Raw genomic sequence first — 25,116 nt, 5'->3', positions numbered from 1 at the left:
GGATGTTATGCACGGTCGTTCAGTATGCGGCCGAGGTCGTCGGCCAGGGAGCCGGACGGGGTCAGGCCCCGCGCGTGGAACCAGGCGTCGACCAGGTGCTCCAGCCGCTCGGCGGTCAGGACCCCGTCGTCGGGGTCGGGCAGGACATCGGAGCCGGGCAGACCGTCGGGGCTCAGTACGGCGAGGATGTCCAGGCCGTCGGAGCCGGACAGACCGTCGGAGCCGGACAGACCGTCGGAGCCGGACAGGCCGTCGGAGCCGGGCAGGCCGTCGGAGCCGGGCGGACCATCGGGGCTCAGTGCCGCCAGGACGTCCAGGATGTCCTCAAGGACGTCCCGGTGAGCCGCCAGCCACGCGTCCACCGCCGGGTCGGCCGGCTCCCCGCCGGTCGGCCGACCCTCCGTCTCCAGAGCGTGCTCATCGGGGAACTTGCCGTCGACGGCCACATGCTCCCGCAGCTCCGCCTCGGTCAGCGGGGCGATACGCCAGTAACGGCCCCAGTTGTCGGTGTAGTCGAGATCCGGTGACTCCGGGGTGCCGCGCTCCCGCAGCTCGTCGAAGACCAGCTGGGAGCCCCGCATGATCTCGTCCAGGGAGTGATGCTCCGCCTGCACCATCTCGGCGATCAGCGCGAGGCGCACCAGGCCCAGGTCGACGTCCAGGCCCCATATGTCCCGCATCTTCACGACCTGCGCCAACAGCCGGTGGGCCGAGCCGGACGTGCCGGCCCGGACCAGGCTGCCGTCCATTTCGCCGTCGGACTGCGGGAAGCTGTCCATCGCGATCTCGAAGCGATTCATCCCCGGGATCCACGGGACGGACTCGTCCGGCATCAGGGCCCGCTCGGCCTCGCTCAGCGGCGGCGACAGGTCATCGGGACGCACCTGCGCCCGCAGCGTCCGCTCGGCGTCGGCCATCAGCGCCTGCTCCTCGGGCGTTCTGTCCGACCGCGCGCTCAGCTCCTGGTAGGCCGTCATCACATCCGACGGCGGCCTCGACGCCCTGTACTCGGCGGTGATCACCTCAGGGGTCCACTCAGGGCTGCCCAACAGATCCGAGATCAGTCCTCCATGCCTGTCCGGCGACTGGGCACCGATCCACAGCATGCCCATCCGCTCCCGCAGATTGCCCGACTCCACCACCGCTTGGAGCCGCTCCCGGCCGGTGCCCACCGCCCCGTCGACGGCGGGGTCGTCCGAGCCCAGTTCCGACCAGCGGCCCGCCTCCACGGCCCGCTTCCACAGCTCGCGTACCACCACGCCGAGCTGGGCGTTGGCCGCTTCGTCACCGCCGAGGTACCGGGCCAGCCGCTGCTCGAAGCGCTCCGCCTCCTCCATGTAGCGGATGCGGCCCCGGACCCAGCCCGGTGCCTGCCGCGTCGCCAGCCGGCGCCGTACGGGCACCGGTGCGAAGGACAGGGCGTCCGCCACCCGGCGCAGCCGCGCCTCGCTCCCGGTGGTGGTGTCGCCCGGCCCGTCCGGAAGCCCGGCGAGGTGGCGGTCCCCGTCCTGGACCAGGAGGGCGGGGGGTGCGCTCCCGGTGCGGTCACCGTGGCCGGTGCGGTCACCGTGGAACGTCATCTCGCCGTCCGGGCCCGCCACGGCCACCCGCACCCCGAGCCCGCGAGCCGTCGTCGCCACGAGCGGCCCCATCGGTACTTCCGCGCTCTCGTCCCCGTAGGAGGGGTCGGTCATCAGCACCCGGAGACGCTGAACGGGGCTCAGGGAGACCCGCGAGGCCGGGAGCTGGTCGCCGAGGAGCATTCCCTCCGCGCGCAGGGAAAGGTCGGGGGGCGCCCCGATCGTGTCCAGGAGGCTCAGCGGAAGGTTCCGGCTCCCGTCGAGCGGAGGCACCGTCACCTCGGACACGTCGTCGTCGGTGAGGGAGCGGTCCAGCCAGGCGCGGAAGTCGTCGAGGGTCTCGATGCCCGCCTCCCGGAGTGCGTCGGTCGCCACGTACCGGAGGGCGAACAGCAGGGTGTCGATGCTCCGGTCGCCCTCCCCCGGCGACTCGTGGAGGGCGAAGACGGTGCCGTCGAGCTCGGCGGCGTACGGCCCGGTGCGCCGGTAGCCGGCACGGGGCACGGGAGCGTCCGACGGCGCCGACTCCGCGGCCGCCTCACGGCCGACGACGGTGTCCTCCCCGGGCGGCGGTGCCGGGTCCGTGTGCGGCGGTGCCGGGTCCGTGTCCTCGTCGTCGGCGAGCTCCACGATCCGCGGCGACGGGTCGTCCTCGGCGTTGTGGTAGGCCGTGTGCGGGTAGGGGGGCGCCTCCGCCAGCTCGTAGTCGGCGAACAGCTCCCCGGTATTGGGGTCGGTCTCGATGTCGCGGCTGATGATGCTCATGGCCATGCCCGGCGGGTAGAGCACCTCGTCCTCCTCGATCCACGCCGAGAAGGGCGTCACCACGCGGGCGGTGGAAACATCCACGTACCCGCGCATCGCGTGCCGGTCCTGAGCGCCGTCCATCTCCTGGATGTCGCCCCGTGTGTACCCCACCGCCGTGGACGCGTCCTCGGTGGTGCTGCGGAACCGCGGCATGTACATCGTGGTCGCGGTGACGAGCGGCGAGTCCTGCTGGATCTCGTCCAGGCGTCCCGGGAGCCAGCCGCCCCACCACACCTGTCCGTTCACCGGCGGCAGGATCTCCAGGGCCTCGACCGCCATGTCGGTGTGCAGGGCCAGATCGTCGTACACCCGGTCGGCGACGCGGTTCACCGCACGGCGCACCTCCGCGACGGCCGGTCCGGTCGCGTCCGGGCCCAGTTGCCGCAACTCGTCGATCGCGTCGCCGAGGTCCTCGTCGGAGATCAGCAGCTCCGGCAGGATCGGGTCCTCGCTCGTGGCGTCCTGTCGCGCGTACTGCCACACCTGCTGCCTGATCATCCAGCGGCCGACGGCCTCACCGAAGCGGCCGGCGGTGACATAGGTCTTGAAGAGCTTGTGGTCCTCGCCGGTGTAGAGGTACAGCGCGGTCAGGTGGCCGGGGCTCAGGGCGCGCAGGGCCGCCCGGCCCCGCTCCCCGAACCGCTCCAGCCACTTCTCGGTCACCTCGACCCGTTCCTCCTGGGACTCCATCGGGGTCCCGGTCAGCGCCGCGTTCAGCGCCTTGCCGATGTCCTCGGGAACGGCGACCTGGTACTTGGATTCGAAGCGCGTCCTGCGGTCATAGGCGTGGTGGTGCGGCAGGGAGGGACCGATACCGAAGGCGCGCCCGGCCCACTGGTGCAGCCGCGCGCCGTCGCGGGCGACCGCGGTGCGCTCCGCCTCGGCACCCAGGCCGACCAGGTGCGAGGCGCGCAGCACCTCGTGCAGGGAATGGGTGTCGGCCGGGATCGACCAGGCCAGCAGCGCCTTGCGGAAGGCCGTCAGTTCGGGCCCGCTCGCCCCGATCGCCCGGTAGGCCTGCATCAGCCACAGGGCCGGGCCGACCGTCCCGCCGACGTACCGGAACCCGCGCGGGTCGTGCGCGGTGCGGTACGCGCCCCGCCGGTGCCCTTGCGGCCGGGGCGGTCGCGGCGAGCGGAGCCAGCCGGGCAGGGTGTGGAGCAGGGTGACGGGCCCCTGGCCGCCGTAGGCCGCGTGGCCGAACGCCTGCATCAACTGGTGCACGGACGGCCCGGACTCCAGGAAACGGCGCACCGCGTCCGGCTCCCCGAGCCACCGCTCGGCCTCCGGCCCCTGGAAGAAGGCACGGTCCGCGGCGGGCGCGCCGTGCCGCCGCGCCAGGACGTGGTGGAGCCGGGCGACGGCCCTCGCGACGCCCTGGGCGCTTTCGGGGTCGGCGGCCAGCTTCCGCGCCAGGGTCTGCTCGAAGTGGAGGCTGAGGTGTCGCCACTCGCGCTGCCCGTAGAGCGGGGCGAAGTGCACGGCCTCCGGCGTTCCGGCGACCTGCCATCCGGGCACCGACCAGGGTGGGCCGGCGGGCGCGGGCGGGCCCGGTTCCACGGCGGACGCCGGGGGCTCGGGGAGGCTCGGGTCCGAGCCGGCCCGGGACCTCGGGGGGACGTGCAGCATGCTCGTGGGGCTGCCGTCGGCGGACTCCAGGAGGTGGATGTCGGCCGTCGGATCGCCTTCCTCGTCCCGACCGGGCGTGACCGCCGTCCGGCCGGTGTTGAGATACACGTCCAGGCCGGTGGCGTCGGCGATGCCCCGGGCCCGTTCGACAGCGCGCCGCAGACTGTCGCCCCGGGGCGCGGTGCCGGTGTTCGTGCCGGTGGCGGTGCCCGTGCCCGTGCCGGCGGCGAGGTCGCACGCGAGAACCGTGATGCTGGTGAAGCCCGCCGCGGCCAGGTCCTGGCCGAGGAGGCGCCCCACCATCTCGCTGTCGGCGCCGGCGGGCATGTCGTTCTCGCGGACGACGGCGTAGCCGCTTTCCGTACCGTGGGCCGTCCAGAAGAACGTGCCGGAGTCTCCCGTGGCGGGCAGCGGACGCCGCCGGGCCACGCGTTCCCCGCCGGGGCCGCGACTCCACTCGGTGTAGTGCGTGGCCTTGGGCAGATGGCCGTAGAAGGGCTCGCGCAGCGCCCAGTCGCGCCGGGTGAAGGACGCCTTGCCGACCGTCCGGCCGTCCTCACGGATCTCCTGGACGACGATCCCCTCCGCGGACGGCGCCGTCTCGTGGCCCGCCCACGGGGTGTTCCAGTAGTCGGGCTCCGGATAGACGGGGGCCGGTGCGCCGGACGGGTCCTCTTCGCCGAGGCGGGAATCGACGTCCGTGCCGGGGTCGGAGTATTCGGCGATGTCCGACGCTCCGGCGTCGGACACGTCGGAGTCGAGGGCACCGAGGTCGAACAGATCGTCCACCGAGTCCTCGAACTCGGCCGGGGCGTAGGGAAGCGGGTCGGCCTGCGACGTCGCGGCGAGGCTGTCCGGCATCGGGGTCGCCTCTTCGACCACCTCGCGCAGCATCGACGGCCGCTTCTCGGTGACGACGAGCCGTCGGCTGAGGACGTTGAACCTCATACCCGGCGGATACAGCGCCTCTCCCTCCGACAGATGCTTGAGGAAGGGAACGCCGTCGCGCGCCGTCGAGTCCCTGATCTCGATCAGCTTGCGGTGCGAACGCGCGGGAACCGGCTTGTCGCCCAGTGCGAACTCGGTCGCCTCCTGGACCAGGAGTGAGGTGCTGCGGAAGAACGGTACGTCGATCGTCGCGTCGCCGTACATGGGGCCGTTCACGGCCGGCGCGTCCAGGGGGCCGGGCGCTCCCCGCTCGCCCCACCAGGAGGTCCGCCCGACAGGCGGCAGGATCTCCAGCGCCTCGATGGCCATGTCGATGTGCAGCTTCAGCTCGCCGTGGAGCCGGTCGGCCATCATGTCCACGCGGCGCCGCAGCCGGGCCAGCTCCGGGCTCGGCGCATCGAGATCGGGCAGGGCGCACAGTTCTTCGTACACGTCGGTGAAGTCGGGCTGGCTGACCAGGGTGAGCGGCGCCATGTCCAGCTCCTCCTCGCGCGCCGAGTCGAGGATGTAACGCCAGGTGTGGAAGCGCACCAGGTGACGGCTGACGCCCTGGCCGAGGCGCTCGCCGTTGAGCAGCGCCTTCATCAACCGGTAGTCGTACGAGCTGTAGAGGTACAGGGCCGTCATATGGGCCGGGGTGAGCCGCCTGAGCGCCTCCATGCCACGCTCGCCGTACCGGTTCAGCCACCCGGACATGACGAGGAGCCTGCCGGTGGGCCGGGGCGGGAGTTCGCCGTCGAGCGCGGCATCGGCCATCGCGACGAGGGCGTCGGGCACGTCCATCGTCTCGGTGACCTCGGACGGGAACGTCATGCGCTGCTGGTAGATGGCCTGATGCGGTGGGGCCAGGGCGTCGAGCGCGCCGCTGTCGGTGTCGGGCGAAATCAGCCCGCTCTCCAGGAAGTGGCCCACCGCCCAGGTGTGCAGCGAGGCACCGTCACGGGCGGCGGCGGCGCGCTCGTCCGGGGTGCCCATTCCGATCAGGTGGGAGGCGCGCAGGACCTCGTGCAGCGACTGCAGATGGGTCGGAACCATCCAGGCGGCCAGGGCGGCACGGAACGCCGGCAGCAGGGTGGCCGGCAGGTCGAGCGCGGCGGCCATCCGCAGCAGACGCAGCGCGGGACCACGCGCACCGCCCACCCGGCGGAAACCACGGCTGTCGTACACGGCACGGTAGGCGCTGTCCGCCATGACCCGTCCGAAGCCGTCGCCGGTCCCGGAGAGGGCCTCCCCGACCTGGCGGGGCAGCCCCTGGCCGGCGTACGCGGCGTGGAGGAGGGCCCTCATCAGCCCGTCCAGCGCCTCTGCCCCCGGGGGCGCGTCGAGCAGCTGTCCCAGCTCGGCGACCGGGTCCGCCGGCGTCTCGTCCGGGGCGAAGAAGGCGCGCAGGGCGGCCTCTTCCCCGTTGCGCTCGGCGAGCGTGTCGAGGACCCCTCGCACCACGTCCCCGACCGCCTCGGCGAGTTCGGGGGAATCGCTCAGCACCTCGGCGAGGGAGTCCTCCCAGTCGACGCCGGCCTGTCGCCACTCACGGTCCCGGTAGAGGGTCGTGAACCGTGCCGTGTCCGGGGCCCCGGTCGGCTGCCAGGACGACACCGCCCAGGTCGCTTCCCCGGCCGCGTCGATGGCCTCGATCTGCTCCGGGGTGGCGTCCCGCACACTGCCCGTGACGTTGAACTGTTCGGGGGCCGGATAGCCGAACGCGGCGCGCCCGCCGGTTCCCGCGCCCGGGGCCGGTACGCGGGGACCCGTGAAGCCGTCCGGATATTCCGTCACCCATCCCGTGGCCCGCCCGTCGGCGTCCTCCAGCAGCTGCGGCAGCCCGTCGGACACCGCCGAGCGCCCCACCGGCAGATGGACCGGCAGCCCCGCCCCGTTCGCCATCCGCCTGGCCCGCGCCCGGGCCTCCGCCTCGCTTCGCGGGACATCGCCGGGTCCGCACGCGAGCACCGTCACGCTGCGGAAGCCCCGGCCCCGCGCCGCCCGCAGCAACCGTCCCGCGTACGCACCGTCGTCCCGCCGCACGCCACCGTCCTCGGTGACCAGCGCGAGCCCCTCGGGACCGCCGTGCGACGCGAAGAAGAACGTACCGTCGGCCGCGCCGCCACCCGGCAGCTCCCGCTCTGTCGCGACCGGCCGGTCCTCGCCGTCCCGCTCCCACGACACGAAGCCCGTCGCACTGCCCAGCCGGGTGTACTGCTCCCGCCGCACCGCCCAGTCCGCGTCGTCGAACGACGCCACACCGATGAGCTCGCCGTTCTCCCCGTGAACGGGCCGCACCACCGGTGCGGGGCGCGGCCCGTCCTCGGCGGCGGCGGTCGACGGACCGATGCCGAACAGATCGTCCGTGGAGCCGAGTTCCGCGACCGGCCGAGCGGTACGGGACGCGTCGTGACGCGTCGTCGCCTCCGTGACATCGATCGACTCGTACGGTTCCGCCCGCCGGTCGCCGGGAACGACCGTCCGGGTGGAGATGTCGAAGGAGGCACCCGGCGGATACAGGGCCTCCGTCTCCAGCGGCAGGACCGCGAACGGGTTGACCTCCCGCGCCGTCGAGCGCACCACGTGCACCAGCCCGCGATGCGCGTCGCCGGGCATGCCCTTGCTCCGGTGCATGAAACCGAGCGCTTCTTCCCGCGAGCGCGCTGTGCTGCGGAAGAACGGCATCGTGATCCCGTCCCGGCCGTACACCGGTCCGTCCACCGGCGGCTCGCCCAGCGGACCCGGCATCCCACGGTCGCCCCACCAGACGTCCTCGTTCAGCGGGGGCAGGATCTCCAGCGCCTCGATCGCCATGTCGACGTGCAGCGAGAGCTGTTCGTACAGCGAGTCGGCCATCGCGTCCAGGCGGCGGCGCAGGCGGGCCACCTCGGGGGTCGGTTCCTGGAGGTCGTCCACCTCCCACATCGCGTCGAACAGGGCGGCGAAGCCGGGTTGTTGACGGAGCGTCATCGGAAGGAGGTCCGCGGCGCCGACCTCGGCCATCTGCCGGGTCATTGTCCAGGTGTTGAGGCGCACCAGGCGACGCCCCATCCCGGCGCCGAACCGCTCGCCGTTGAGGAACGCCTTCATCAGGCGGTAGTCGGCGCCGCTGTAGAGGTGCACGGCCGTCAGGTGGGCCGGGTCCAGCCGCTCCAGGGCCTGCCTGCCCACGTCGCCGTAGCGGTTCAGCCAGGTGTGGAACGCCCGGGCGCGGTCCGTGCCGGACGGCAGGTTCCCTGCGAGCGCGGCGTCGACCAGGTCCACGAGGCCGCCGGGGAGATCCAGCCTGCTGCGGGTGATGCCCCGGCCGAACGTCATCCGCTCGGCGTACAGCGCGCGATGCGGCGGGACGAGCCGCTCCGAAGAGGGGGCATCCGGGTCGGTCCGGTGAGCGCCGGACGTCCTGACCGAGTCCGCCACCCAGGTGTGGAGCCCGGCACCGTCGCGCAGCGCGAGGTCGCGTTCCTCGGCGGTTCCCACCCCGAGCAGGTGGGAGGCGCGCAGGATCTCGTGCAGCGACTGCAGATCCGCCGGGACCGCCCAGGCGATGAGCGCGTCGCGGAACGCGAGCAATTGATCGCTCGACGCGTCGAGCGCCGCGTAGGTCCGCAGCAGCCGCAGCGCGGGACCGTCCTCCCCGCCCACGCGGCGGAAACCACGGCTGTCGTGCACTTCGCGGTACGCGCTGCCCGGCGCGTACCGCGCACGGCGGCCGACCGGACGGGACAGCGCCTCGGCGTGCTCGTGCGGCAGCCCGGGACCCGCGTACGACGCGTACGTGAGCGCGGTCATCAGCTCGTCCAGCGCGAGCGGCCCCGGGGACAGCGTACGCAGCCGCTCCAGCGCGGCGGCGGGATCGGCCGGAACCGCGTCCGGGGCGAAGAAGGCACGCTGCGCCGCGGCCTCGCCGTGGCGCGCGGCAAGTTCCCGGTACATACGGGACACCATGTCGCGGGCGGACTCGGTGAGCCCGTCGGACCGGCCCAGGTGCCCGGCGAACGCGAACTCCAGGGCCACACCGCGACGACGCCATTCACGGTCCCGGTACAGGCTCGCGAACCGCACCGTGCCGGGCGATCCGGCGGGCCGCCAGGACGACACCGACCAGCCCGGACCGCCGGTGGCGTCGATGGTCCCGTCCTCCTCCAGGACGGTGTCCGCCGTGTCCCCCGCCGCGTTGATCTGCTCGGGAGCCGGATAGGGGGCGGCGAAAGGCACACCGGTCTCCGTGCCCGAAGCCTGTGCCGGGACCGGCCGGCCGTCCGGATACTCCGTCACCCACTGCGTGGCCCGCCCCTCGGCGTCCTCCAGCAGATGCGGCAGCCCGTCGGGCACCGCGGCACGGCCGGTCGCCAGATGAACCGGCAGTCCCGCCTGGTTCGCCAGCCGCCGTGCCCGCGCCCTGGCCGCCGCCACGCCCATCGCCGCATCGCCGGGACCACACGCCAGCACGGTCAGGCTACGGAAACCACGGTTGCGCGCACCTGCCAACAGCCGCCCCGCATACGACCCGTCGTCCCGCCGGACGCCGCCACCGTCCTCGGCGAAGGCCAGCCCCTCGGCCCCACCGTGCGACGCGAAGAAGAACGTCCCCCCGGCAGCCCCGCCACCCGGCAACGCCCGGTGCGTCGCCACCGGACGCCCCTGCGCGTCACGCTCCCACGACACGAACCGCGTCGCACCGTCCAGCCGCGCGTACGCATCCCGCCGCACCGCCCAGTCCGCGTCGTCGAACGACGCCACACCGATGACCCGGCCGTCCGCCGCACGGATCTCCCGCACCACCGGCGCGGGACGCTGCCGGCCCTCGGCCGGGCCGACACGGAACAGGTCGTCCGGGGAGCCGGGTTCGTGGAGAGCGGCGGGAGAGCGGTCGGACCCGTGCTCCCCGGGCGGCGTGGCCTCCCGAGCGGTGATGGACTCGTACGAGACCGACCGCTCGCCGTCCCGGACGACGCCCCGGCCGTCGACGCGGAAGAACGCACCCGGCGGATACGTGACCTCGGTCTCCGACAGGGAGGCCACGAAGGGAGTGATCTCCCGCGCCGTCGAGTCCGGGACGTGCACCAGACCGGGGTGGGAACCGGCGGGCGGCTGCTTGCTCCACGTCATGAACTCGTGTGCCCGGTCCCGCACCAGCGAGGTGCTGCGGAAGAACGGCATCGTGATGGTGTCCCGGCCGTACGTCGGCCCGTCCACCGGCGGCGCGTCCAGCGGACCCGGCATACCGCGGTCGCCCCACCAGACGTCGGCGTCCACCGGCGGCAGGATCTCCAGCGCCTCGATCGCCATGTCCACGTGCAGCGGCATCCGCGCGTACAGCCAGTCCGCGATCACGTCCGAGCGGCCCCGCAGTTCGTCCACCTCGTCGCTCGGCGTCTCCAGGTCCGGCTCGGCCCGCATGTCGTCGAAGAGCTCTTCGAGGTCGGGATGGCCGCGGAGCATCGTCGGCAGGAACGCGGGCGCGTCGATCTCCACCGCGTTCCGGGTCAACGACCAGACGCTGAAGCGCAGCAGCCGACGGCCCATCCCCGCGCCGAGCCGCTCACCGTTGAGGAACGCCTTCATCAGCCGGTAGTCGGGCCCGCCGTAGAGATGGATCGCCGTCAGGTGAGCCGGTGCGAGACGTGCCAGAGCCTGCGTGCCCGCATCGCCGTAGGTACGGAGCCACTCGTGGAGCGCCCGCTCCCTGCGGGTGCCGGACGGGAGATTCCCGGCGAGCGCGGCGCCGGTCAGTCTCACGAGGTCGCCCGGGAGATCCAGCTCGCTGGAGGTGACGTCCGAGCTGTACGACATCCGCTCGCCGTACAGCCGGCGATGCGGCGGGAACAGATGCCCCTGAGGATCGAACCTCTGGAAGCCGACCCTCCTCGCCTGCTCCGCCACCCAGTTGTGCAGTGCCGCGCCATCACGCAGCACAGCGCCGCGTTCCTCCGCGTTCCCCACCCCGAGCAGGTGGGAGGCGCGCAGGATCTCGTGCAGCGACTGCACGTCGGCCGGGACCATCCAGGCGATGAGCACGCCACGGAACGCGAGCAGTTGGGCGGACGAGGCGCCGAGCGCCGCGTAGGTCCGCAGCAGCCGCAGCGCGGGACCGTCCTCCCCGCCCACGCGGCGGAAACCACGGCTGTCGTGGACCGCGCGGTAGGCACTGCCCGGCGCGTACCGCGCACGGCGGCCGACCGGACGCGACAGCGCGTCGGCCAGCCCGCCCGGCAGCCCCGGACCCGCGTACGACGCGTACGTGAGCGCGGTCATCAGCTCATCCAGCGCGAGCGGCCCCGGAGGCAGCGTACGCAGCCGCTCCAGCGCGGCGGCGGGATCGGCCGGAACCGCGTCCGGGGCGAAGAAGGCACGCTGCGCCGCGGCGTGGCCGTGCCGCGCGGCGAGCCCTTGGTACATGCGGAGCATGCCGTCGCGAGCCGACTCGGTGAACGCGGGGACCTGGCTCATCAATCCGGCGAACACGGACTCCAGGGCCACACTGCGATGGCGCCACTCACGGTCCCGGTACAGGCTCTCGAACCGCGCCCTGTCCGGCGATCCGGCGGGGCGCCAGGACGACACCGACCAGCCCGGACCGTCGTCGGAAGCGGTCCCGGTGTCCGCCTCCGGGGTGTTCTCCGGGCCGGCCGAGGACACGGGAGCGGCGTTGATCTGGACGGGCGACGGATAGGCGATACCGGATCGCTCGTCCCACTCACCGGAACCGGCACCGTCCTCGTCGACGGTGGGGACGGTGGGAGGAACGTCGGGCGCGAAGTGGAACGTCCCGACGCCGGAGTCGTGCCGACGCGGCGGCTTCGGCCATGACGTACCCGGAGGTGCCGGAGTGCCGCCCGCGATCACCTCGGATCCGCTCGGCGTCGCACCGTACGTGAGCGCGCCGTCCGTGAGGACCGGACCCGGCGACGGCGGCGTCGGCGCCCCCGGCTGCGGCGCCCCCGACGACGGCGGAGGCGGCGGCAGCTGAAGTCCGTTCCGCAACCACTGCCCCGGCGCCCCGGTGCTCATCTCGGGGTAGGTCTGGATGGCGAGCGGGCCCGCGAACCAAGGAGACGGCGGAGCCACCAGGAGGAGATCGCTGTAACCCCAGTTGATGTGGCCGGTGCGGCGGAAGAACTCCGACAACATCTGCCGTCCCGGGGCTCCGAGACCGGATCCGAGGAAGACGAACGGAATGTTCAGGGGCGCCGTGCGCACCATCGGAGCGAGCCACAGAAGTGCCTGGAACTCCTCGTCGGGCACCCGGACACCGGTCAGCCTCGGCAGGTGCAGGACCAGGGTGCCGTCCGGTTCCGTGCCGGTCCAGATCACCTTGGGGTTGTGGGTCGCGGTCTGCCCGGGAACCTTCCACAGCGGGTCGGTCGGCGTGAGGCCCTGCGTCGACGGTGCCTGGTTCATCACCACATCCGTGTTCACGCCCTGGGGCGCCGCCTGGCCGCTCCAGTTGTAACCCTGGACGGTCCCGGCGGCGCCCCGCAGCAGGGCGGACGCTTCGAACGCACCCGTGGAGACCAGGTGGTAGGCGGCGAGCACATGCTGATCGGTGATGTCCAGGCCCGCCGCGAGCGCCTGCGCGGCCAGCATCCACAACTCGCCGAAGCGTGCGGCATCCCACGGGGCGTGGGGCGGCATGTGGAGCACCCGGCGGCCGAGTCCCTCCAGAGCCGGCGCCGACAGTTCGCCGAGCATCCGGTAGGACCGGGCCAGCGGCCAGACAGTCCGTGCGGTGTGTTCCTTCCCCAGCGGCATGTGCCACGGGGTGCTGGTCAGGTTCCGCACCAGGGTCTCGCCCTCGCCGGCGAGCCGGGCGACGGTGGTGTTCACGGCGGGATGCCACAGATTCGTGCCGAGTTCGCCGGCCGGCTGCGCGGCCAGCCGTGTCCGGGCGGTGTCCAGGACTGCCAGATAGGCGGCCTGGTCCGGGGTGTTGCCGCCGGACGCCTGGGCGTAGAAGGCCCACAGATCCATCCGGAAGGGCGTGAACCGGCCCAGCGCCGGGTCGTTGGCCCGCAGGTTCTCCAGCGCGACGATGCCCTCCAGCACCCGCTGGTACCGACCGCCCGGCACGCCACGGTCGTTCTCGATCTCGTTGCCGAAGGCCCGGCGCAACGCCCGCACCAGCCGGAGCATGGCTTCCCGCGTGTCCTGCGGCGACTCGATCAGGTGGGCGTGGAGCCTCATGTCGCGGGCCAATTGGTCCAGTTCGTGGTCCAGTGGCTCCGGGCGGTACCTCACGATGCGCCCCTGCAGACCGTTGCCCGCCGTGGGCAGGACGAAGGCGTCGGCCGCTATGCCACGGGCCATGAGGGACGCGTCGGCATCCCGCCTGCTGTTGTTCGCGGCATGCTGACCGAGCTCGACATCCGCCAGGGGATCGTCGACATGCGGCGGCGGCATGGTCTCCGACTGGGGCTGTGACGGGTCGCCCCCCGACGCGCTCCAGCAGCTCTCCAGCCCCAGCCGGTGGCCGGGAGGCAGCTGGCTCAGCTCGGGCAGCCCGCCGATGTAGCGTCCGCCGTCCGCGGCGGTCAGCATCACCTTCCGGCCGTCTCGCAGGACGAGTTGGAGCCCGCCCGGCACTCCATGGGCCATGAAGACGTAGACCGCCCGGTCGACGGGCGCCAGCTGCTCGGTGCGGTAGTCCCGGATACCGTCGCCGGTGAACATGTAGCGCTCGATCAGCCGCTTCTCGAAGTACGAGCGAACGTTGGCGTACCGCTGCCTCAGGTTGTCGTTGAGGGACATACGGCCGAACCACTTGTGGTGGTTCGTGACCATGGGCCTGGTGTCGACGTCGCTGTCCCGGAACCTGGCGCCGTCCACCGCGGTCCACTCACGGTCGACGGACGGCGGCACGGATGCCGGCGGATCCATCCGGATCCAGTCCCCGTACAACAGGCCGGGGTCGCCGTCGATCAGCGCCAGGACGTGCTCGTGACGGGTTCCGTTGCGCTGCGGACGTCCGTCGCCGCTGGGGCCCCACACGGTCCGTCCCAGCCGGGCGGCCACGATCGTGAGGAACTCCTGGTACTGGGCACCCGCATACGGTACGGCCAGCACCACGGGCACGTTCGCGGGCAGCTTCGCCAGCTCGGGGTCCGCCGCCAGCTTCTCGGCCAGCTGACGGGCGTCGAGCACCTGGCCGTCGAAGGCACGGACCCGGCCGCCGCCGTCGCTCTCGGCCGCCACCACATAGGCGTCGTCCGGCCACGGCGCGCGCTCCTGCACACCCTTCGACACCCGCTTGAGCGGCAGGCCCGGCCGGGACTCGTAGACCCGGATCCTGCCGGTCAGCAGGCGCTCGATCTTCTCGCTCGTCAGGTTGCGTCCGCGCACCGCCCCGGAGGCGTCCCGCATCAGCGTCCCCGGCGACAGCAGCGGGTCCGGCGCCCCGGGGTCCTCGACCGTGGGAGGACCGGACGGCTGGGAGGACGCCTGACCGGTTGCCGGCGCGCCCGGCTGTCCGACGGAGTCGCCCGGCGCGTCCAAGACGGTCTGGGCCCATTTACCCCGCTTCCCGGTGTTGTCCCTGCGGTGCGCCACGATGCGCAGCGGGCCCGACGGGTCGTCGGCCTCGACCACCTCGTGGGGCGCCGTGTACACGTATCCGAGCCGCCCGGTGTGGTTGGAGTACGCCTGCGACACCGAGTGCTGCTGTCCGGCTCCGGGGCCGGACATGAGGAAGAGTGCCGGAACGCTCAGGGGGATCCGGTGGAACCGCGCCATGAGGTCGGTCAGGGCCAGGAACTCCCCCTCGGACACCGGTACGGGACCGAGCCCGGGCACGTCCAGCACCAGCCCCCCGGCCTGGTCCGTACCGGCCAGCAGCAGGATCGGCATCTCCCGCTGCTTCGCCCGCCACACCGGCTGGTACGGCTTGACGGTGGTCGTTCCGTCGGACGCGGTCGTCACCTCGTGCACACGGTCCCACTCGATGCCGTTCGGCGCCGGCCTGCCGCTCCAGTTGAGGCCCCGCAGGGACTCGCCGGCCGTGCGGGGACCGTCGCTCTTCAGCTGCCTGGACTTGTCCAGCGCGCCGCTTTCCTCAAGGTGGTACGCGGCCTGCACATCGGGGTTCGACGCGTCCGCGCCCTGGGCGATGGCCCTGGCCGTCACCCGCCACAGCGCCCGGACCTTCGACGGGTCCCACGGGGTGCCGGCGGGCAGGTGGAGCACCTTGCGGCCGAGGGCCGCCAGCTCCTGCGGCGGCAGGGCGATGCGCTGGGACGCGCCGACGCCCGCCCACAGGGCCCGCGCGACCTCCCGGGGCCCCACGGGCGCGGAGGAGCGCAGCTTCAGGAGCTTCCGTACGTGCGCGTCGCCGCCCTTCGACATCTGGTCGAGGGCGTACTCCAGGGCGGGTTCGGAGGCCGGGGTGAGCCGGGCGTCCGGCTGCGCGGCCAGCCGGTCGCGGGCGTCGTCGAGCACGGCCAGATAGTCCGTCCGGCCCGGGGCGAACCCACCGGCCCGGCGGGCGAGGAAGGTCCACAGATCCTTGCGGAAGGGCGTCAGCCGGCTCAGCTCCGGGTCGTTCGCGCGCATCCGCTCCAGCGCGCCGATCCCCTGGAGCACCCGGGCGTACCGCGCCTGGTCGTCCTCGATGCCGTTGCCGAGCACCTGCCGCAGCGCCCGCACCAGCCGCAGCGTGGTCTTCCGCACGTCGGGGGACGCCTCACCCGGGCCGGTGTGCAGGCCCGCGCCCCGCGCCAGGGCGTCGAGTTCACGGGGCAGCGGCTCCGGCCGGTGGGTGACCCTTCTGGCGACCTCGCCACCGGGGCCGTCGAACACCACCCTGCCGGTGTCGAGCGCGCCGGTCTGCCGGCTGTACGTCGTCGCCTCCCGCCTGCTCTCGTTGGCGGCGTGCTGCCCGAGCGGCACGTCCTCCAGCGGATCGTCGACGAAGGGGGCCGGGGCGGACGAGGGGTGGGGGACCGACGGGTCGCCTTCCGAGGCGCCCCAGCACACCACGATGTCCAGCTTGTGGCCGGGGGGCAGTTCGAGTACCTCGCGGAGCCCGCCGATGTAGCGTCCCGCGTCCCGGCTGCTCAACCACACCGTGCGGCCGTGTACGGCGAGCCCCACCCTGCCCGGTTTGCCGTGAGCGATGAAGGTGTGGACCGCCGAGTCCGGGTGCAGCTCTTCCGATCCGGCCTCGCCGAGGCCATCGTGCAGCGGCACATAGTGCGTGAGCCGGCGCATGGAGCGGAACAGACGGTAACGCTGCTCGGCGGTGCGCCGCTGGGGCTCGTCGTCCCGATGCGATTCCAGGCCGAACCGCTCATGGTTCTCGTCGACCAGCGGCATGGTGTCCACGTCGCTGTCCCGGAACTTCGTACCGTCCAGAGCCGTCCACTCACGGTCCCTGTGGGGCACCTTCACCGTCGGCGGATCGAACGGCGCCCAGACGCCGAGCGGCCGGCCGGGGCCGGGGTCGATCAGCGCGAGGACGTGCGCGTCCAGATCGGTGTCGTACCGCAGACGCCCCTCACCACTGGGAGCCCACGCCCGCCGCCCCAGCCGGGTGGCCACCGCGCGCTGCAACGCCATGTACTGGCGGCGCGCCGCGTACGGCACGGCCAGCACCACCGGCACGTCCGTCGGCAGCTTCGCCAACTCCGGGTCGTGTCCCAGCCTCTCCGCGAACTCCTCGAAGCTCAGCACCTGCCCGTCGTGGGTCCGCACACCGCCGGCGACGAGTTCGGCGCCCACCACGTACGCCTGGTCACCCCACGGCGCGCCGTCGTCCGACACCCGCTTCGGCGCCGCGCCCGGTTCGGTCGCGTACACCGGCGCCCGGTCGATCCGTACCCGGTCGATCCGCTCGCCGGTCGCATTGCGCCCGCGCACTGCCCCGGAGGCGTCCCGCATCAGCGTCTCCGGCGACAGCAGCGGGTCCGCGGCCGGGGGCGCGGAGCCGGCCGCGGGGGCCGTGGTGACGGCGCCGGAGGAGGACGCCATGACCGGCCTGGCCTTCCAGACGGTCTGGCTCCACTGCCCCAGCTTCTTGTCGCGGATGGCGGTGATGCGCAGCGGGGCGGAGGGGTCGTCCTCGATGAGGTCGAGCGGTCCGGTGTAGCCCCAGCCGTTCCGGCCGGTGCGGTCGGAGAACGCCTGCAGCCGCTTCTTTCCCTGGGCCGCGAAACCGGGCATCGGGAAGAGGACGGGGATGCCGATGCTCGCCTCGGTCACCAACGGGGCGAGGTCCAGCAGTGCCCACAACTCGTCGTCGGGTATGCGCATCGGAGGGTGCCCGGGCAGATGTATGACCAGCGTGCCCTGGTCGGTCCCGGTCCAGATCACCATGGTTTTCCCGGGCGGCTGCTTGGACTTCCACTGTGCCGGGTGAGAGCGGGTGTCGGTGTCGTTGCCGTTTTTCACCAACGCGTACGACTGGTCCAGGTCCACACCGTTCGGAGCCGGGCGACCACTCCAGTTGTAGCCGGTCGCGTCGATGCCGTCGGTGAGGATTTGATCGAAGGCGCCCAGTTCACGGAGGTGGAAGGCGGCCAGCACATGCCGGTCGGTGATGTCCAGACCCCGCCCGTGGGCCCGTGTCGCCAGGAGCGTCAGCTCCATGACCCGGTCGTCCGCCCACGGGGTCGTGTCCGGCATGTGGAGAACGCCGCGCCCCAGGCTCTCCTGGTCCGCCGGCTGCAGCTGGAACAGGATCCGGTCGGCCGCGGCCACCGTCGCCCAGAAAGCCCGGGTGATTTCCTTCGGACCCACCGGCGTGGAATCGGGCAGGCCCAGCACGTCCTGTACGAGGCCCAGGTCGGCCGAGAACTCGTCGATGGCGTATGCCAGGGCGGTGTCCTGGACCAGCTCGCCGAGCCGGGCGTCCGGCCGCTGGACCACCTGGGCCCGGGCGGCGTCCAGGACTTGCACATAGGCGGCCTGGTCCGGGGTGTCCCCGCCGATCCGCCGCGCGAGGGACGTCCACAGGTCCATCCGGAACGGCGTGAACGCCCGCAGGGCCGGGTCGTTGGCTCGCAGGGTCTCCAGTGCGCCGATGCCCTTCAGTACCCGCTCGTACCGGCCCCCCGGCACACCGCGGTCGTCCTCGATGCCGAGGCCGAACGCCTCCCGCAGCGCACGCACCAGCCGCAGCGTGGTCGCACGGGCCTCCGGCGGCACGGCACCCGGGCCACGGTGCAGCTCCGCGTCCCGCGCCAGCTGGTCGAGCTCGCCGTCCAACGGCTCCGGTCGGACGCGGTCCACGCGTCCGACCACACCGCCCGGAGTGTCCTCCACCGCGTAGTAGTCGTTGTCCAACGCCCTGACCAAGGTCGCTGCCTCGACCTCCCGTCGGCCGGCGTTGGCCGTGTGCTGCGCGAGCGACACCTCCTCCAGGGGATCCTCCACGCGAGGTACCGGGCGGCCTTCCTCCTGGCCGTGCCAAGGATCGCCGGCCGACAGGCCGTAGCAGACCTCCAGACCCATCCGGTGGCCGGCCGGCAGCTCGGCGACCTCGCGCAGCCCGCCGATGTACCGCCCGCCGTCGGCCGCGCTCAGCAACACCGTGGAGCCGTCGCGCAGGGTGAGCGCGAGTACGCCCGGGAGCCCATGGCCGTAGTACTTGTAGATCGCACGGTCATGGGTGAACGGCTCGGAGCTGACCTGCTTGTCCCCCTCGCCGGTGGCCACGTAGTGGATCAGCTGCCGCTTGTCGAAGAAGGTCCGCAGCAGCTCCTCGCGCCTCGCCATGTCGTCGTTCATCGATATGCGGCCGAACCGCTCACGGCGGTCGAAGACCAGGGGCCGGGTGGCTACATCGCTGTCGCGGAACGTCCTGCCGTCGATCGTCGTCCACTCGCGGTCCTCGAACGGCGCCGACACCGTGGGCGGGTCGAACGGCACCCAGTCGCCGTGCCAGTCGCCGGTGTCCCGGACCATCAACGTCGGTATGTGGGCGGCCAGTTCGTCGTCGTACCGCAGACGGCCGTCACCGCTCGGCGCCCACACCCGCCGCCCCAGCCGGGTGGCGACCGCGCGCATCAGCTCCAGGTACTGCGACCCCGCGTACGGAATCGCCAGCACCACCGCCACGTTCCGCGGCAGCTTCGCCAGCTCCGGATCGTTTGCCAGCTTCTCCGCGAACTCCTCGTAGCTCAGCACCTGCCCGTCGGATGTCTGCACACCACCCGGGGCCAGCCGGGCCCCGTACGCGTACCCCTCGCCGCCCCACGGCGCGGGCTCGTCCGGCTTCCGTACCTCCGGCCTGCCCAGCCCGCCCAGGACCACCCGCACGCGATCGGTCCGGACCCGGTCGATCCATGACCCCGTCAGGTCGCGCCCGCGCACCGCACCGGAGCCGTCCCGCAACAGGGTGTCCGGGTGCAGGAACGGGTCGGTCGCCTGCGTGGTGGGGGCTGTGGGGCCGAAGGTGATCAGGTCTTCGGTGGTGGTGGAGGTCTCGGGGGTGACGGGCTGCCGGGCGGCCACGGTCCACGGGCCCGGGGCCTGGGTGGCCGGGTCCGGCAGGGCGAGGATGCCGAGGGGGGCGGAGGGGTCGCCGCTGGTCAGCATCATCGGGGCGCCGTAGCCGAAGGCCGGCCGTCCGGTGCGCTGGGAGAACCGCTGGACCAGCTGCGGACTCAGCGCCCCGGCACCCGTGGTCAGGAACAGCACCGGAATACCCAGGGGGACCGTGCGCAGCACCGGGGCCCGGCCCATCAGCGCCAGGAACTCGCCTTCGGAAACGAGGGCAGGAGCACGGCCTGGCAGGTGCAGCACGATGTTCCCGGCCTGATCGACCTCCACCACACTCAGTACCGGCATGGGCTTGCCCGGCCCGACCCAGTCCGGCTGAACCGGCCGCATGGCGGTCCCGTTGGGGCCATGCGTCATCTGCCGCACATTGCTCCAGTCGACCCCGGTGGGCATGGGCTTCCCGGACCAGTTCACGCCCTGGATGTTCGGTCCCTGCCGCAGCAGAGCCGCCGGGCCGAAGGCACCGCTCTCCTCCAGGTGATAAGCGGCCAGCAGATCGTGGTCGGAGACGTCCACGCCCTCCGCGATCGCCTTGGCCGTCAGCCCCCACAGCGCTTCCCGCCGCGTCCCGTCCAAGGCCCCGGTCGCGCCCAGATGCAGGACCTTACGGCCCATCGCCTCCCGCTCCGCGGGCGTCATCGAACGGAAGACCTGGGCGGCACGGGCCGTGGCCCAGAGAGTCGATGCCAGATGCCGCTGGGTGAACGCCGCGGGAGCCGGCAACGACTGCACGTAACGGGTCACCTGCTCACCCTTGTCCGCCAACTGCTTGAGGGTGATCTGGACAACCGGCGACGGCACCACCTCCGTCAGCTTCGCACCGGGGTCGGCCGCCACCCGGGCCGCGGCGAAGTCGAGCAGCGCCACATACCCGGCCGGATCCGGAGCCCTCCCACTGTGCTCCCGGACGAAGAAGTCCAGCATGTCCAGCCGGAACGGCGTGAACTGACTGATCGCCGGATCGTTCGCCCGCATCCGCTCCAGCGCGCCGATGCCCTTCAGCACCCGCTCGTACCGGCCACCCGGCACACCACGGTCATCCTCGATCTCATGGCCGAACACCGACCGCAGAGCACGCACCAACCGCAGCGTCGTCGCCCGCGCATCCACACCGGCAATGGCGTCCACGCCCGCGTCCCGGGCCAGTTGGTCCAACTCATGATCCAGCGGCTCAGGACGGCGCCGGACCCGGCGCCCGCGCTCGCCGTCCGCGGAGGTGAGAGCCGACCGGTCGATGTCGCCCAGGCCGGTCTGCCTGGTGGCCCCTTCCGTTTCCCGCCGGCTGAGGTTGGCCACGTGCTGGTCGAGGGAGACGTCTTCCAGCGGATCGTCGACATGGGGCGCCGGGCTGTACGTGGGCTGCTGCTGCCGCGGGTCGCCGTCCGACTCACTCCAGCAGACCTCCAGATGCACCCGGTGCTGCGGCGGCAGCTCCCGCACCTCACGCAGCCCGGCGATGTACGCGGCGGCATCCCGCTTGTCCAGCCACACCGTCCGGCCGTTGCGGAGGGGGAGTTCCATCCGGCCGGGCAGCCCATGGCTCGCGTAGACGTAGACCGCCGGATCCGGGGAGACCTGCTCCGAGCCGGCCTCCTGATAACTCGCACCGGCGGGCATCCAGTGCACGATCCGACGCATCTGACGGAAAGCCCGGAAATGCCGCTCCCGCCGGCGCAGCCTGTCCCCTTGCAGAACAGCCAACCGGCCGAACCGCTCATGGTTCTCATCCACCAGCGGCCGGGTGGACACATCGCTGTCCCGGAACGTCGTCCCGTCCAGCGCCGTCCACTCACGATCCACGTACGACGAGCTCGCCGACGGGCGCACCGACACCCACGCACCGACCGGTGCGTCCGGGTCACGGTCCATCAACACCAGAACATGCGCGTTCCCGGAACCGTCCGGAGCCAGACGCCCCTCGCCGCTCGGACCCCACACCGTCCGGCCCAGCCGGTCGGCCACCGCCCGCAGCATCTCCTGGTACTGCTCCCCCGCGAACTCAATGGCCAGCACGACAGGGACGTCCTTCGGCAGCTTGGCCAGCTCCGGGTCGGCCGCCAGAGCAGCTGCGATCCCCTCGGCGTCCAGCACCCGGCCGTCCGGCAGGCGCACCCGCCCACTCTCGCCCTCGGCCGCCACCACATACGCACCGTCCGGCCACGGCGCCGGCTCGCTCGAAACCACCTTCGGCGCGACACCCGGCCGGATCTCGATGACCCGCACCGTCCCCGGCAGCACCTGGCTCACAGGCTTCTTCGTCCAGTTACGGCCCTGCGGACTACCGGACGGCCCCGTGACCACGGTCCGCGACGACAACATCGCGTCGTTCGGCCCCGTGAACCTCCCCGACACCGCCGCAGGCGCGGGAGGACTCACCACGGGCGCCGACGCGGCCGGCCCCGGCGCCGGGGCGAAGAGAGACATCTCCTCGTCCTGCGCGGGGGTCCGGTCCCAGGCCCGCACACTGTGATGCCGCGGGACGAGCGAGAACCGCGAGAGCTCCAGGTCGACGCCCACGGAACCCGCCGCCGACACCAACAGGAACTGCAGAGCCACCTGCAACGGCGGCACAGACTGTCCCTGAACGGCGAAGTACGAATTGACCGCGAGCCGCAGATCGCGCCAGGTCAGCGGGGACTGGATGCCGTTGGCCGCCCGGGCCTGCTCCAGCGCCCAGAAACCCCGCAACAACGCCTCGAACGCGGCCGTGTCGTCCTCCAGCAGCGGACCGTAGACCAGCCGGATCGCCCGCACCCACCGCAGCACATCCGGAGCACGCCAACGCTCACCCGTCACCCGCTCCGCCAGCCGGCCCAGCTCAGCGGTCGACGGCTCGGGACGGAAACCGGCCCACCAGTCCCCCTCCGCGAGCTGCAGCCGCGCCCCCTGGTTCCCGTCACCCGGGACCAGCACCGCCTCCAGCCCACGGCCCGTCGCCCACACCCATCGGGCCATCCCGTTGGCAAGCACCTGACCGGCCAGCGGAACGTCCAACGGGTCGCCCTCCGGCGGACCCGCCAGGTCAGCCCCCGAAACCAGCACCGCCGTCTCCGGCGACGCCGCCGTCAGATCACCGTCCACCGCGAAGAGGAAGTCCACGATCCGCGCGTAGTCGAAGACCGCTTCCGTACCGTCCGACAACGCCAGCACGGCAGCACTGGCATCACCACGCAGACCCACCAGATGCGCCTCGCCGAACGGCAACGGCTGCACCGGACTCTCCAACGGCACCGGCCCCTGCCGCACCAAGGTGTATCCCGCCACCTCCGGCAACAAGCCGTAAGCCTGCCGTCGCGTGTCCTGCCAGGCCTGCACCGGACGCGAGGACACCCCCACCGCCCGGCCGTCCGCGTCCCGGTGCTTGACCATCAGCACCCGGTCCACCAGAACACGGGACCCGTCCAGTGCGACGATCTCCGACACCAACGGCAGCACCGGCGGCGTCTGCGCGGGATCGGCCAGGATGTCGAGAGCACTCCGCGCCGCCTCGAAGACGGCCCGGGCCCTCGCCTGCCCTCCCGGGGGAATCTGAGGCAGCAGGCCGAACGCCTCCGCGACGGCTGCCCGCAGACGCTGATGGACGGGGTTGTCGGCAGCGAGTCCGCGCCCCAGGGCGTACTGGCCCAGCGCGAGCCCGATGGTCCTGCTGTCCCATTCGGTCATCAGCTCCCTGGTGGGACCGTCGGCCTGCGGTACGCCCAACCCCGCGGCCACCACGAGGAAGCCCGCGACGTCCTGCACCACCGGATTGTTCACGATCCGGTGGATCGCTTCCCGGAGGACATCGTCCGGCAGCGGGGCACGGAACAACAGCGCGCGCTCGTAGGCGTCCCGGCTGAGCTGGATCGCCTCGGCGACGGCACGCCGGATCTCGTCGGGCGTCATGAACTGACCCGTGTACCCGAAGTGCCGCAATTCCGTGGGGACCAGCGGAACGGCCAGCCGGCCGCCGTCGGTGTCCAGGGACGAGTAATCGCCGTCGTCCATGCCGACCGCATAGCGCTGGCTGACGGCGGTGCCGTGGGACGTGCGACCGGTGAGTACGGCCGTCCAATGCTCCCGGGGTGTCGGCACATCGTCGCCGACGGCGTCGAAGAATCCGGCGTCGAAGGACTGGTCCGGCGTCATCGCCTGCCGATAGAGCTCCATCACGTGGGAAAGATGCGCAAGGAGCCTGGCTGTCAGTTCGTCATGGCGCTCGTCGAGGAACGTACGGGTACGCGGCCGCAGCGCCCGCAGAACGCGGTCGAGCGCAGGCCGCGACGCCGCGGACAGCAAGTTCTTGATGAGGGTCGGATCCGTGCCTTCGGGCAGGGCCTTGTCGAAGATGGTACTGATCGGCGAGGCCGCGACATTCTGGAACCCCAGCCACCCGTAGCCCCACACCTCTTCGACGTCCGGAACGGCCGCGAGGAACGGCATGAGGTGGCCCGCCACACCGCCATGACCGAGGGCACGGTTCACGAACGCCGTGGTGACCATCTGTCCCAAGGCCCGCCCCTCGGCCATCAGGGACTCGAACTGCGGCTGGCTCAACCGCTTGAAGGCGAATTCCTGGAGGTCCCTGAGCCCCATGGCGGGGTTCCCCAGGGTGAGCTGGGAGTAGGCGCTCCAGTCGAAGCCCTCGGGAGCCGGATTGACCTTCGCTCCCCTGCCCACCTCGGTGAACTCCCAGCCGCCGAGTGGCCCCAGCACCTCGGCCAGCGGGACCGATTCCCGCCGCTCGTCCGCGATCCTCGCCGCGGCCCGTGCCCGCCACAGCTGAGTCAGGGCCTCCTCCGGAGACTGCCTCCGCTCCCCCGGCAACGAGGCCATCGGCTCGACCACGAACTCACCGATGACGAACTTCTTCCGGACGGGCTGCGGCTCACCCGGTGCCACCTGCGGCCGCTCAATGTGGAGCAGCCCGTCGTCCGTCTCCCAGAAGCTCCGGGCATCCGTGACGAGCTTGAGCCCGGGGCCGTGGGCCAGCGTCAGCGTGCTGGTGACGCGGCCCGGCACATTGAGGAAGATGTCCCGCCGCTCCTCGACCTCGAGGCCGACGCCGAAGACGAGCAATCCGTCGCCGGTGTTGGAGGACCCGGGGGTGGTGGGTTGGCGGGTGGCGGCGGTCCACTGGCCCGGGATCCTGGTGGCCGGGTCGGCGAGGGCGAGGATGCCCAACGGAGTGGTGGGGTCGGCGCTGGTCAGCATCATCGGGGCGCCGTAGCCGAAGGCCGGGCGTCCGGTGCGCTGGGAGAACCGCTGAACCACCTGTGGGCTCAAAGCACCGGAACCGGTGGTCAGGAACAGCACCGGAACACCCAGCGCCATCGTGCGCAGCACCGGATCCAGCCCCATCAGCGCCACGTACTCGCCTTCGGACACGGGGACGGGAGTGCGGCCGGGCAGGTGCAGCACGATGTTCCCGGCCTGATCGACGTCCACCACGTTCAGCATCGGCATGGGCTTGCCCGGCCCGGCCCAGTCCGGCTGAACGGGATGCGTGGTGGTCCCGTTGGGCCCATAGGTCATCTGCCGCACGTTGCCCCAGTTGACCCCTGCGGGCGCGGGAGTCCCGGACCAGTTGAAGCCCTGGATGTTCGGTCCTTGTCTCAGCAGAGCCGCCGGGGCGAAAGCGCTGCTCTCCTTCAGGTGATAGGCGGCCAGCAGATCAAGGTCGGAGACATCCGCA

General features: G+C 72.3%; 1 protein-coding gene (cut by a window edge). It reads right to left on the bottom strand.

The annotated features are described in order from the left end of the window. Positions 1-5 precede the first annotated feature (5 nt). A protein-coding gene (locus tag ACIOJD_RS08165; protein WP_401909706.1) for a lonely Cys domain-containing protein crosses the window boundary here: on the bottom strand, positions 6-25,116 show its final stretch. The gene runs 38,270 nt beyond the window's last position; only the last 25,111 of its 63,381 coding nucleotides appear in the window; its start codon lies off the right edge, out of view; its stop codon occupies positions 6-8.

The sequence above is a fragment of the Streptomyces sp. NPDC088116 genome (assembly GCF_044741745.1).
In the GTDB taxonomy this organism is placed as follows: domain Bacteria; phylum Actinomycetota; class Actinomycetes; order Streptomycetales; family Streptomycetaceae; genus Streptomyces.
The sequence above is the reverse complement of the archived record's forward strand: the minus strand, read 5'-3'. Positions and strand labels throughout refer to the sequence as shown.